This is a genomic window from Anabaena sp. EIM26 (genome assembly GCF_057568715.1).
The window spans coordinates 5,526,252-5,539,357 of record NZ_CM172472.1; the positions used below are offsets into that span (position 1 = coordinate 5,526,252).

Annotated in this window: 10 protein-coding genes and 1 pseudogene; 9 read left to right on the forward strand and 2 right to left on the reverse strand. The window is 37.4% G+C overall.

What is annotated here, in order from left to right; genetic code table 11:
- Positions 1–207: 207 nt before the first annotated feature.
- Together rimO and AC012T_RS23950 are read left to right on the forward strand one after the other, a co-directional pair.
- Positions 208–1,527: a 30S ribosomal protein S12 methylthiotransferase RimO gene (rimO, locus tag AC012T_RS23945; protein WP_487061406.1), complete on the forward strand. Its 1,320-nt coding sequence runs from the start codon at positions 208–210 to the stop codon at positions 1,525–1,527.
- Positions 1,528–1,636: 109 nt separating this feature from the next.
- Complete coding sequence (locus tag AC012T_RS23950) at positions 1,637–3,148, forward strand: DEAD/DEAH box helicase (protein WP_487061408.1); 1,512 nt, start codon at positions 1,637–1,639, stop codon at positions 3,146–3,148.
- Positions 3,149–3,341: 193 nt separating this feature from the next.
- Here AC012T_RS23950 and AC012T_RS23955 read toward each other — a convergent pair.
- A pseudogene (locus AC012T_RS23955) lies at positions 3,342–3,569 on the reverse strand (aldo/keto reductase); the annotation flags it as partial.
- A 580-nt stretch (positions 3,570–4,149) separates the two neighbouring features.
- Here AC012T_RS23955 and AC012T_RS23960 point away from each other — a divergent pair.
- From AC012T_RS23960 to AC012T_RS23990, 7 genes are all read left to right on the forward strand, one after another.
- Complete coding sequence (locus tag AC012T_RS23960; RefSeq protein WP_487061410.1) at positions 4,150–5,580, forward strand: BCD family MFS transporter; 1,431 nt, start codon at positions 4,150–4,152, stop codon at positions 5,578–5,580.
- A gap of 264 nt (positions 5,581–5,844) precedes the next feature.
- Positions 5,845–6,552, forward strand: a complete 708-nt coding sequence (locus AC012T_RS23965) for an SLATT domain-containing protein (protein ID WP_487061412.1) — start codon at positions 5,845–5,847, stop codon at positions 6,550–6,552.
- 122 nt (positions 6,553–6,674) lie between these two features.
- On the forward strand, positions 6,675–7,460 hold the full coding sequence (locus AC012T_RS23970; protein ID WP_487061414.1) for a hypothetical protein: 786 nt from the start codon (positions 6,675–6,677) through the stop codon (positions 7,458–7,460).
- Positions 7,461–7,481: 21 nt separating this feature from the next.
- The gene (locus tag AC012T_RS23975; protein WP_487061416.1) at positions 7,482–9,671 is read left to right on the forward strand and encodes a hypothetical protein; all 2,190 of its coding nucleotides are present in this window, start codon (positions 7,482–7,484) and stop codon (positions 9,669–9,671) included.
- Positions 9,668–10,354 (forward strand): NUDIX hydrolase, encoded by a 687-nt coding sequence (locus AC012T_RS23980; protein WP_487061418.1) that lies wholly within the window; start codon positions 9,668–9,670, stop codon positions 10,352–10,354. The genes AC012T_RS23975 and AC012T_RS23980 overlap by 4 nt, the downstream gene beginning before the upstream one ends.
- Before the next feature lie 29 nt (positions 10,355–10,383).
- A complete protein-coding gene (locus AC012T_RS23985; RefSeq protein WP_487061420.1) occupies positions 10,384–11,190 on the forward strand; it encodes an inositol monophosphatase family protein in 807 nt (268 codons plus the stop codon).
- Between the two features lie 81 nt (positions 11,191–11,271).
- Positions 11,272–12,225 (forward strand): MDR/zinc-dependent alcohol dehydrogenase-like family protein, encoded by a 954-nt coding sequence (locus tag AC012T_RS23990; RefSeq protein ID WP_487061422.1) that lies wholly within the window; start codon positions 11,272–11,274, stop codon positions 12,223–12,225.
- 17 nt (positions 12,226–12,242) lie between these two features.
- On the opposite strand, the gene AC012T_RS23995 is transcribed toward AC012T_RS23990, so the two are convergent.
- Positions 12,243–12,791, reverse strand: coding sequence for a protoglobin domain-containing protein (locus tag AC012T_RS23995; RefSeq protein WP_487061424.1), 549 nt, complete (start codon positions 12,789–12,791; stop codon positions 12,243–12,245).
- Between the last annotated feature and the right edge of the window lie 315 nt (positions 12,792–13,106).

Here is a 13,106-nt window from a genome sequence, read left to right on the forward strand (position 1 = left end):
TTCAATTTACCCTGGGGAACAGATTAATAAAAATATCATAGCATGGCCTCTATATCAATAATGATTAGGGTCAAACGTCCACGGGTATTTATTAGCAGCGGCAATTTGTTACTGCTATGTCCTGATCAGGGTGCGGGAAAAAGCACCTAACTACTGTTTTTAATGTTGTGATTGAACGAGAAAAAAAAGTGAAGATTTTTTCAAAATATGGGTGACAAGCCGACAATTGCTATTTCTCACCTGGGATGTGAGAAAAACCGAATTGATACAGAACATATGCTAGGGCTGCTGGTAGAAGCAGGCTATAGTGTAGATACAAATGAAGAGTTAGCTGATTATGTTATTGTCAATACCTGTAGTTTTATTGAAGCTGCCAGAGAAGAGTCAGTAAGAACTTTAGTAGAACTGGCGGAAGCAAATAAAAAAGTCGTTATTACTGGTTGCATGGCGCAACACTTTCAAGAACAATTATTGGAAGAGTTGCCAGAAGCAGTAGCCGTGGTTGGCACAGGTGATTATCAAAAAATTGTCAATGTCATAGAACGGGTAGAACAAGGGGAACGGGTTAAACTAATTAGCGCCGAACCCACCTACATAGCTGATGAAACGACACCCCGCTACCGAACGACAACTGAAGGAGTAGCTTACCTGAGAGTTGCCGAAGGATGCGATTATCGTTGTGCATTTTGTATTATTCCTTATTTAAGAGGGAACCAGCGATCGCGTACTATTGAATCCATAGTCGCCGAAGCCAAGCAATTGGCTAACCAAGGGGTCAAAGAAATAATTCTGATATCCCAAATCACCACCAATTATGGTTTGGATATTTACGGCCAGCCAAAGTTAGCGGAATTACTCCGCGCTTTAGGGAAAGTAGATGTACCGTGGATCAGAATGCACTATGCCTATCCCACCGGACTTACCCCAGACGTAATAGCGGCAATTCAAGAAACACCTAATGTTCTGCCTTATTTAGATTTGCCCTTGCAACATTCTCATCCAGAGATGCTTCGCTCTATGAACCGTCCTTGGCAAGGACGGGTAAATGATGGCATTATTGATCGCATCAAAACAGCGTTACCATCTTCAGTACTGCGAACAACCTTTATTGTTGGTTTCCCTGGAGAAACACAAGAGCAATTTGACCATCTACTAGAGTTTACTGAGCGACACGAATTTGATCACGTTGGTGTCTTCACCTTTTCAGCAGAAGAGGGAACCCCAGCCTATAAATTGCCTAATCAAGTTCCCGCAGAAGTAATGGCAGAGCGCCGTGATCAACTCATGGAACTCCAGCAGCCCATTTCCTTCCACAAAAATCAACAGGAAGTAGGCAAAATAGTTGATGTCCTGATTGAGCAAGAAAACCCAGAAAGTGGAGAATTAATCGGCCGTTCCGGCAGATTTTCCCCAGAAGTCGATGGCCAAGTCTATGTTAAAGGCGAGTCTAGGCTAGGAACCATCGTGCCAGTAAAGATCCACAATGCCGATGCCTATGACCTCTATGGTCAAATTGTTAATAGTTAATAGTCATTAGTCATTGGTGATGTTGCCATGACCTATGTCCCATGCCCTAATTTACAAACTAAGTATCGGTTTACAAGTCCACAACTCACAATAAAATCTAGGAGAATTAATGAATCTTTCCTTTCAAGAACTAGGTATTTCCCAAGAACGTGTAGCAATTCTAGAAAAAATGGGTTTTACTACACCCACGAATATTCAAGCCCAAGCTATTCCTCAACTGTTAGCAGGTCGTGATGTCGTTGGTCAATCACAAACAGGAACCGGTAAAACAGCGGCCTTTTCGCTGCCGATTTTAGAACAACTAGATGTTAACAAACGGGCTGTACAAGCTTTAGTGTTAACACCTACCCGTGAATTAGCGATGCAAGTTCATGATGCCATTTCCCAATTCATGGGTGATGATGGCTTACGAGTCATGGCAATTTATGGTGGTCAATCAATCGACCGCCAAATGTCACAACTCAAACGTGGTGTTCACATGGTTGTCGGTACTCCCGGACGGGTGATCGACTTGTTAGATCGCGGCTGTCTCAAACTTGACCAAGTAAAGTGGTTTGTTTTAGACGAAGCTGACGAAATGTTGAGCATGGGTTTTATTGATGATGTCATTAAAATCCTCTCTCAGGCTCCCAAAGAGCGCCAAACAGCTTTATTTTCGGCAACAATGCCACCTTCAATTCGCTCCTTGGTCAACAAGTTTTTGAACTCTCCGGCAACTGTCACCGTTGAGCAACCAAAAGCTGCACCCAACAAAATCAATCAAGTAGCTTACCTCATTCCCCGTCACTGGACAAAAGCTAAAGCTTTACAGCCAATTCTGGAAATGGAAGATCCAGAAACAGCTTTAATCTTTGTTCGCACCAGACGTACAGCCGCAGAATTGACGAATCAATTACAAGCTGCTGGTCACAGTGTTGATGAATATCATGGTGATTTGTCTCAACAAGCACGAGAAAGATTGTTAATTCGTTTCCGCAATCGTCAAGTCCGCTGGGTAGTAGCTACCGATATTGCGGCACGAGGTTTAGATGTTGATCTACTTTCTCATGTCATCAACTTTGATTTACCCGACAGTGCTGAAACCTACGTTCACCGAATTGGTCGGACTGGTCGCGCTGGGAAAGAAGGAACAGCGATTTCTTTAGTACAACCTTTTGAACGCCGTAAGCAACAAGCATTTGAACGTCATAATCGCCAAAATTGGCAAGTGTTGACGATTCCTACAAGAGCGCAAATTGAAGCCAGACACATTCAAAAATTGCAAGAACAGGTAGGAGAAGCTTTAACAGGTGAACGTCTAGCTTCATTTTTACCAATCATTAGCGAATTGATTGAGAAATATGATGCTCAAGCGATCGCAGCTGCGGCTTTGCAAATTGCTTATGATCAAACCCGTCCCGCATGGTTACAATCAGGTGTAGATGTTCCAGAAGAACCATCTTCCAAACCCAAACTCAACAAGCGTCGTGATGGTGGCGATCGTAATCGTGTTTCTTGGGCTAAAGATAACGGTGGTGATGAAGGACAAGGATCTTCTAAACCTAAGTTACGCACAGCTCGTCGCGAATCTTCCCCCGCACCCAGTAATCATAAACTAGGTTCACATACAGGAAGAGAATAGACTTCTCAATTCAATTTTGGATTTTGGATTTTAGATTTTGGATTGAGAATAAAAGAATTGATGCAATTCTCAAGTGATGGTTTTTCCTAATCTAAAATCGCCAATCTAAAATCTAAAATTGGTTCAATTGATACAATTCTCAAGTGATGGTTTTTCCTAATCTAAAATCGCCAATCTAAAATCTAAAATTGGTTCAAAGGCGGGTAATTTGATCTAACTCGCCTAACTTATCATTTGTAATTTTCCAACCTAAAGCGCCAACATTTTGTTTTACCTGTTCGGTGTTTTTAACACCAGCAATGGGAATCACATTCCCCTGAGCAATTAACCAGTTGAAGGCTACTTGGGCGGGGGTACGACCATATTTTTCACCTATTTTTCGTAGTAAAGATAAAACTGGGGCAATTTTATTTAAACCATCTTAAATCACGGATTAAACGGATTTAGGGATTTCACGGAATTACGGCAGGATTCAGGAGTCAGGAGTCAGGAGTCAGGAGTAAAACTGGCTTTATGTATAGGTTTCAAGTTAGATTTTGTACCTCCTAACTATGCAAACTGCTGTATGTGATGGGTTCGATTTTGGTAAAATAAATTATATTTACATTTCTATATCACTGATTCAACGGATTCGAGGATTTCATGGAATTGAGATGGGTTCCATGTTGGTAAAATAGATTATATTTACATTTCTATATCACGGATTCAACGGATTTAGGGATTTTACGGAATTGAGACGGGCATTAAGATTACGCCATTTTGACCTAATGTAATGGAGTTCATTTTGGTAAAATAGATTATATTTACATTTCTATATCACGGATTCAACGGATTTAGAGATTTCACAGAATTGAGATGGGGATTATAGAAATAATAAACTTACTTCGTCAAAACTTACGTTTTTGAGACTTAGTTTTTGAGAACTATTTCCGTGAAATTCCTTCAATCCTTTTAATCCGTGATTTGAGATTAAATTCTGTAAACAATACAAAAAAGTAGCTATGGCAGGTAATACATTTGATACCCCCAAAGACTCTCTAGCTGTACCAAAGGTCAATATTTTGACCATGTTTCGGCTAGGGTTGTTTCAAATGGGGTTGAGTATGATGTCTATCTTGACTCTGGGGGTACTCAACCGAGTCATGATTAAGGAAATAGCAATTCCTGCAACGTTGGTATCTCTGGTGTTAGCAATGCCAGCTTTTGTTTCTCCGACGCGGATTTGGTTTGGACAAATGTCCGATGTCAAACCATTATGGGGATATCATCGCACAGCTTATGTGTGGGTGGGAGCAGGAATATTTGCGATCGCAGCCTTTTTAGCAGTACAAGTAATGTGGCAGTTAAATGCTGCTAGTAGTGCAGCTACATGGGTATGGACAACCCAAACAGTCAGTTGGACAGCAGTTTTAGGTCTAGTTTTTGCTGTCTATGGTTTAGCGATTTGTGTCAGTGGTACGACATTTGCCGCTTTGTTGGTGGATATTTCAGAAGAAGATAACCGGTCTCAAGTCGTTGGTATTGTTTGGTCAATGCTGATGGTAGGTATTATAGTTGGGGCAATTATCAGTTCTAGCTTGCTGAATCAATTAACAGCAGGTGCATCTTTAGAAACTTTGCAAGCCGCAATTAATAGATTATTTTTGATTGTGCCGGGAATAGTCTTTTGTTTAGCAATTGTCGCTACTTTGGGTGTAGAAAAAAAATATTCTCGTTTCTCCAACCGTTCCACCCCAGGAAACAGGGAAGATAATATTAGCATAGGTAAAGCTTGGACAATATTAACAGCTAGTCCACAAACAGGGATATTTTTCACTTTTTTATTGGTGATGACTATCAGCTTGTTTATGCAAGATCCAATTTTAGAACCTTATGCGGGTGAAGTGTTTAATATGCCTTTAGCTGAAAGCACTAAACTCAATGTTTTTTATGGTACAGGAATTTTAATTGCTTATGGTGTCACAGGCTTTTTCATTGTGCCACGTTTGGGTAAACGTAGGACTATAAAATTAGGCTGTATTTTAGTAGCATTTTCGGCTTTATTACTCGGTTCTTCGGGATTTTCTGCTAATCCTAACTTCCTGAAATTTGGTTTAGTTATCTTTGGTTTATCTACGGGTTTCTTAACTACAGCAGCAGTTAGTTTAATGTTAGATTTAACAGTTGCAGAAGCCGCAGGTACTTTTATTGGTGCTTGGGGACTAGCACAATCTATATCTAGGGGAATAGCTGTCGTTATCGGTGGGACTGTTTTAGATATAGGGCGCAAACTCCTACCCGAAAACTTAGTATTAGCTTATGGATTAGTTTTTGCTTTAGAAGCAGTAGGAATGCTAGTATCAATTTGGTTTTTGAATCGAGTCAACGTGACAGAATTTCAAACTAATACCAAAAAAGCTTTTGCTTCTGTTTTAGAAAGCGATTTAGATTAGACCTTTTGCAAAAAACCTTTGCAACAGTTATGAAAAAGTAAAATGTCGAGTTTACACAAAATATGGTCAAGTTAATTTTGATACATTAAAGCTCGACGTTGTCTTTCACAGCTAAGAATAGGTATAATATTTTTATACTTAGGGCTTGCTGTGTAAGCGTATGGCTAAAAGCTTTATCAAACAACAGTTATAGTTCTTACAAATAAATTTCCATTTACTAGCTCGTCACAGTATAAATTAACAATTCAGTTGATTATTAAGATTATGCAAGAAAAATTGCAAAAGTTTAACGTGCAAATTAGTTATTCAATGCAGAATGCTGATGATATAAGCAGTGAAATTTCAGATTTAGTAGCTGATTATGATGGCACTCTTCAGGAACTAGCTTTTGATGGTGCGGAAGAATTAATAATAACACTGACATTCACTAACTCAAAAAAACTTATACCATTCATCGCCCATTGTACACAAAAACTCAAATTAAAAATTACCGCCATAGAAAAAGATGAAGAAATTTCTAGAAAAATTAAATTTCTTGAAGAAAAAATAAATAAGAGAATAGATTCATTTAAAGAAAGACGTATTCACAATAGGGAAAAAGCGATTAGAATTAAATTTATTTCATTAGCCATAGCATCTTTAACAACCATTTTATTAGGAATTAATGGATTAAATACCTCAAACAAGTTAATTTTTCAAAACATAGCTTTTAGTCTTAGTGCCATGACAACTTTTTTAACTGTTTGGGATACATTTTTAAATCATAGAGGATTATGGATTAGATATACTGCTACTCTGAACGAATTATATGAGTTACGAGACAACCTAGAATATTTATGCACCGATGAGATGGAAAACATTGATAAAGAAAAGCTAGATAAGTTATATCAACAATATCAAATTATTTTTGAAGAAACAAATAAAAATTGGACAGAACTTCGTAAAGAACAAAAGTCAACAGGTAATAGTTGACTAATGCCATCAAACTTGAAACATGGGTGCATTGAATTTCTGAATAGTTTTAATAATCGGTCTGTTTTTCTAGGACTGATAACATAAATTCTTGTAATACCAATAAAGGTCATCGAAACTATATGTGCCTTCAAGATGCAATAAAAAACTTAGAGGATAATGATCAATTACCATTAGCCTTACCAATAGCCCATCTTACTTCTGTTAAATGGTTAAATCAGATTGCAGAAGCAAAAATGACTTTAAAACCTCAATATTGTAAAGTCTTTGAAAAAGATTTACTTTACTTTTCCTACGGTGGAATATTTCATCGTCCTTCACCTGGACAACTCAGAGAGTTTCCTATAGCTTTTATGTTTAGTCCAGAACTGTTACAGCATATTAGTTATTATTATCCTTATGATACTGGAGCAGCAGAGTCAGGGAAATATGGTGAAACTTGGAGTAGTGAACTAATTAATTTTCCTAAGTATTGTCTTAAAGGCGACTTCAACACACCCCGAAAGCTTGTAAGATACATTTATGGAAATAATCGTCAATATTTAGAGGGAAATATTCAAAAAATTACTCATTCTCTACCTAGTTCTTTGCAAAAAATTCGTGACTTTCTCAGCCTGGATTTAACCTCCCAAGGAATTGATCAACGACAATGCTCAATTGAGTGTCAGACTGAAACTGTAGTTCCTTTAACTCAGTATTTATTATGGGTAGGTTTGCCACAAGAACGTTGGGATGAATTTAAGAAAATGTGGCTTAATTCCATTACAGAAGACAAACCAGTACAAGTTCCTCAGCCATACTTTTACAATCCTCATAAGAATTTTGACCCTAAAGAAATTGCAGCCAAGTTGGAGGAAGGAGCAAAAAACGCTATCATTAAAAACTATTGCCAATTTGATAACACATGAAAAATATTTGATGAAATAATTATGAAGCTAATGGAAGAAGAATTTAAACTAATAGGACATGATTGTCCTCTAGCTTACTACCCATCATCAGTAGTACCGATTTTACGCGATAAAAAAGACAACCTATGTGCTGCATACTTTAATCATAAAACATCCGAAATTGAGCAAGTTTTTTTAAATAGAGATGTTGATTTTATTCATTATAATAATGACGTAGATTTTAAGTATTATCAAGATCCATCGCGTCTATCTTTAAATGAGTTTGATCCAAGAAAATATAAAATTTTTGCATTTACAGAATTGAAAATTATTTTATATGAATTTGAAAAAGAGAAAGAGTTTTTTAGTAACATTTTAGAAGATGAAAACTTTTCTAAAGATAATTATTTTTTAAGGCTGTCATTAGCAGAAGTTACTAATAATATTGCCAAGATTCGTAAAGAGTTAATTATTTGTGGTCAGAGCTTACAAGCAGACACACCAGAATTTTTACCTGCATGGTATCAACAAAAAAAAGAAGAATTATCTCAATTATGGCATGAACAATTAAAACAAGACTTTCCTAATAATTGGGAAGATATGCTGAAAGATAAAAGTAAAAAAATAATACTTATTTCAGTAAATGAAAAAATTCAACCGAACGTCAACAATGCAATATCTCCTGAAACCCAAATACCTATGATTACTGCAATCGGAAATTACGAATTTGAACGTTATGAAAAAAGAGATTTAGAAACAAACCATTTAATGCCTCAATCTCTTGATAACCAGTGGATACCCAGCTATTTACTCAATCAGATGAAAGAACGTAATTTGAGTTTTAGCGATGTTCAAAATCAGGTTGAACAAGATAAAAAGATGGAGTTCCGTCGGGCTTTAATCAATTCCCGACAACTAGTTATCAATCGTGCTGCTATTTACAACGAAAAAACAGTTTTTGAGTGTTATGAAAACCCTGGAGAGGAGCGTGAAGCTTTTAAAGCTTTTTTGAACAGCGGGACTATAGTACCTTTTTTATTTGCTGAAGAAAGTCCTATGCAGCCGCCTAAATTTACTACCAGTACCTTTGAAGCTTGGACACAACTCTGTCAAGAAGTTCGCCTCAAATGCTTACGACTTTCATGGAATGATAAAACAAACAAGGAATTGATTGATCTAAAACTTAGTCGTCGATTTCATGAATTTTGCAAAGGTATTTCTTCGGGAAACATTAATCAATATATCAGGGATTTGAATTTACCAGAAGAAGCGAAAGAATCTTTTATAGACAGGTTATTTGACTTAGAACAACACTGCGTAACAGCTTATCGTCAAGACAGAAAATTCATTACTCGTGAAGAAATATATAAACATTTTGTTACTGCGGAAGGAAGTAACCCCGTTGACAAAAAGTATGATTTTCACAAGCCATTTGCAGCAGAAATTAAACAATTAATTGATTTGAAATATAATGTTAATCTTCCAGATGCCTTAGAAGGAATAGCATTAACACCTTTTGATTCTCTGCCACGGTCAGCATTACAGGAATTGGAATCAGCCCGAAAAAATCGCAGTGAGCCAGAAAAAAATGCTGATGATTGGCTAAAGCTCTTGAAAGATTCTGCATTTGAGCGTTTACAGAAGGGACTTTATTTAGAATCTTTGCTTCAAGATGGTTATCTAGATTCTTTGGCATCTTTAAACCTGCAAGAAGTTCTAGAAGTTAGGTCTACACAAGAGTGGCAAATTTATATGCAAAGTATGGATGATTTACTCAGAAATCCTGACAAGTTTGAAGAAATGGCAGAACCTGTGTATCAAAGCTATATAGATTTGAATAGACAGATGACAAATTTAGTTAAACTCAAACGATCGCAAGAGAAAGTAGAACTTTGGACACCTAGTATTGAGTATATTTTAGAGATATCAGGGGTACAACTGTTAGTAAAATGGTCTGATAAGGGAACTACATACGTATTCAATGGTAAAGTTTCTTCTTTGGATGAAGATGATACAGTACCCTATGTTGAAAAATTCAGAATTGCAGGTTCTGAAGCTAATCAAGCTGATTTAAATATGACCATCGAGTTGAAGAAAGGTACTACACGCTCCCCTAGAGAACAATGGGAAGCGATGAAGCGCAAAATTAGAGAAATTCCTGGTTTTAGACCAGAGCCTATATTAGTAGGAAATGATGCTACATTCAATCTTTCAGGAGAAGAAACTGCTTGAATACTTTAAAACAATACTTATCTCTCGCCACCAATTATCCAGCAATGTTTGCTAATTTAGAAGGCGATGGATTACAAATAATTTTACAAGAAGAAGAAATTATTCAAGTGGAATCTCTCGTCGCACAGAGACTAGAAAAAAAGGGATTACCCATTGAATGGGCTAAAATTGGCATAGTTTATCAAGACCAATATTTATTAATTCTCAGGGATGCAGTACGTTTTCCTGGTGGACAGTTTGGTACTTACATACGTATTGTTGATCAGCCAAATAGCTCTCCTGGTGTGGCGATTATGCCAATTTATCAACAACAAGTATTGCTTGTCCGTCACTTTCGCCATGCAACGCGCTCTTGGCATTTAGAAATACCGCGTGGATTTGGCGAAAAAGGTTTATCTAGTGCAGAAAATGCTCGGCGAGAATTAATGGAAGAAATTAGTGCTGAAATTCATGCTTTAGTTTCAATTGGTAAAATGCACCTCAATACAGGCATGACTTCCGAATGTGTTGAGCTATTTTTTGCAGAACTTAAATCTTTTGGTGAATTTGATATTAAAGAAGGAATTTCTAAATTGCTACCCATAGATGTATCAGAATTAGAAAGGATGATCTGTGAAAACGAAATTACAGATTCTTTTACAATTGCTGCATACACGCGAGCCAAGCTGCAAAAATTAATTTGATACTAATTCATAAAAAAATGGTGTAATAAATGAACGATTTTTGGAATACAATTTTAGAATTTGCTGAAACCACCACTACCAGAGTGGGAAAACAATTAATGCAGGATTTTGGCAAAGTCCAAGCTTCACAAAAAGCTGATGGTAGTTTAGTAACACAATCAGATAAATGGGCAGATCAAGAAATTAGAGATGCCATTGTTTCTACCTTTTCAGGTTACGGCATTTTGAGCGAAGAAAGTGACCAAACTTTTCCTGATAGAGAATGGTGTTGGGTAATTGATCCTTTAGATGGTACAACCAACTTTACAAGAGGAATTCCTATTTGGTCGATTTCTTTAGGCTTACTCTATCAAGGCATACCTATTTTTGGTTACGTTTACGCACCACCATTAAATCAAGCTTTCCACGGTTTTTGGCCTGGTAAATCGGGTTTAACGACACCAACGGGAGCATTTCTTAATCATCACCCTATTCATACTAGTCAAGATGCTCCCAGTAAAAACCATTTTTTTAACCTTTGTTCCCGCAGTACGGCAATAATACAACCAGGGTTTCCTTGTAAAATTCGGATGTTAGGAGTCGCTAGTTACAACTTCTTAACGGTAGCAACTGGTGCAGTTTTGGGAGGACTGGAAGCGACACCAAAGGTTTGGGATATTGCAGGTGCTTGGGTAATAGTTCAAGCTGCTGGTGGTAGTTGGATATCACTCAATTCTGAGTCATTTCCATTATCGCCTGGAACAGATTATAGCGATCGCTCTTTTCCTAGTCTAGTTCTAAGCAGTTCAGAGTTAGCACCAGTATTTACACCATTTCTCCAAGGTGTAAAATTTTAACCAATTTCCACCGCTATATCTATCAGGGTTAGCGGGGAATTCTCTATAAAAAACTATATATAGGACTAGTTCAAGACAAAAATGAAAGGACTGTGGCTAGAAAATAACCAGTTGCAATTCAGAACAGATATTCCTATCCCTAAACCACCAGAGGGAGAGGCTTTAGTGCGCGTTTTATGTGCAGGAATTTGTAACACAGACTTAGAATTACTTAGAGGTTATTATCCCTATACTGGCATTATCGGCCATGAATTTGTCGGTGTTGTAGAACAAGGCGCAGACGACTTAATTAATCAAAGAGTTGTCGGTGAAATCAATGCTGTTTGTGGTTATTGTCGGTTTTGTCGTCGGGGACAACCCACACATTGTGAAAATCGCACAGTTTTGGGTATTGTTAACCGTAATGGTGCTTTTGCTGAGTACCTTAGTTTACCTGTTAAAAACTTGCATCCAGTCCCGGAAAATGTCTCAACCGAAGCTGCAACTTTCACTGAACCCATAGCCGCAGCTTTGGAAATTCAACAGCAAGTGCAATTATGTGGAGATGACCGAGTGTTAGTCGTGGGAGATGGTAAATTAGGGCAATTAGTAGCCCAGACACTAGCGCTAACAGGTTGCAATTTGTTAGTAGTGGGACGACACAGAGAGAAATTGGTTAATTTAGAAGCACGGGGGATAAAAACTAGTTTAGTAGATGCTGTGACAGATAGAGCTTTTGATATCTCCATTGATTGTACAGGAAACCCAGAAGGATTTGCGATCGCTCGTCGGGCTTTACGTCCTCGTGGCACACTAGTACTAAAAAGTACCTATGCAGGCAATCTCAGTTTAGATGCTTCTTCATTAGTGGTAGATGAAATTACCCTCATAGGTTCTCGTTGTGGACCCTTTACCCCAGCATTAGAGTTATTAGCAACAAAACAGGTGGATGTAGAACCACTAATTAATGCTTATTATCCCCTGAGTGAAGGTTTAGCTGCTATTCAAAAAGCGCAAACTAAAGGAGTTTTAAAGGTACTGTTAGAAATAAATTAGCAAATCAAAAAATCAAATTACATAGATTCTGCACCATGAGTAACTAGACGTTTAAATAAAACTGCTGACCAACCAGTTTCTCTGAGAACAGCAGATGTAGAAACTTCCACATAAGACTGTTCAATAAAAGCTAAATCAATCATGCAAATTTTCCCTAAAGCCTCTTTTAATTCCTCTGATTTTCCTTCTAGCTTGAGTTTTTTACCTACTTCATGAACTACAGTAGCCATAGCAGGAACTAGATGCTGGGGTTGGATTCCTATCTTGACATGAACGATACCAATTTGCCAACGACTTTTAGAATAGCTAATACCCCAATCATCTATGCCTGTAAACATTTCATGAAACCAATGAATAAATGTTTCTCGGAGACGATGAATTCTTCCCTCGGTTGCATTTAAAATCGCATTCATTTCCTGATCACGTCCTAGATAAGTATAGAAATGATCTGCCATTTCTGATGCAATTTCTAGCCCCCAATCTGCATTTGATTTGAGAATAGATTTATCTTCAGGGGTGAACCCAAAACGATTTTCCAGCTTGTTCATAAAAGCGAGAGTATCCATAGCCGCAAGTAATCCCTATTTTTTAAATAAATTCAAGGTTAAGACTAACTGTGTGGGCTGACAGACTTTAGCAGATGTCTCCACAGTTAAGATTAAAATTGGCTTTTGAGAACCAAATTTAATCTTCCTTGAATTTAGTAGTAAAAGTTGAGGAACTTGTGAGGATGGCAATATTTACTACAGCTACCTGTAACCAAGCTACTGAAGTTCAAATCCTTACTATATCTCGTTATCTAAATCCTTATCTTGTATAATCTTGTTCTACGGCTGATTTTAAACTTGCTTCGTCCTCTAATGCGAAACCCTTACAAATAA

What these genes read in the sequence shown, in the direction of transcription:
- rimO (WP_487061406.1), top strand. Translation starts at nt 208, where the DNA reads ATGGGTGACAAGCCGACAATTGCTATTTCTCACCTGGGATGTGAGAAA.
- AC012T_RS23950 (WP_487061408.1), top strand. Translation starts at nt 1,637, where the DNA reads ATGAATCTTTCCTTTCAAGAACTAGGTATTTCCCAAGAACGTGTAGCA.
- AC012T_RS23960 (WP_487061410.1), top strand. Translation starts at nt 4,150, where the DNA reads ATGGCAGGTAATACATTTGATACCCCCAAAGACTCTCTAGCTGTACCA.
- AC012T_RS23965 (WP_487061412.1), top strand. Translation starts at nt 5,845, where the DNA reads ATGCAAGAAAAATTGCAAAAGTTTAACGTGCAAATTAGTTATTCAATG.
- AC012T_RS23970 (WP_487061414.1), top strand. Translation starts at nt 6,675, where the DNA reads ATGTGCCTTCAAGATGCAATAAAAAACTTAGAGGATAATGATCAATTA.
- AC012T_RS23975 (WP_487061416.1), top strand. Translation starts at nt 7,482, where the DNA reads ATGAAGCTAATGGAAGAAGAATTTAAACTAATAGGACATGATTGTCCT.
- AC012T_RS23985 (WP_487061420.1), top strand. Translation starts at nt 10,384, where the DNA reads ATGAACGATTTTTGGAATACAATTTTAGAATTTGCTGAAACCACCACT.
- AC012T_RS23990 (WP_487061422.1), top strand. Translation starts at nt 11,272, where the DNA reads ATGAAAGGACTGTGGCTAGAAAATAACCAGTTGCAATTCAGAACAGAT.
- AC012T_RS23995 (WP_487061424.1), bottom strand. Translation starts at nt 12,791, where the DNA reads ATGGATACTCTCGCTTTTATGAACAAGCTGGAAAATCGTTTTGGGTTC.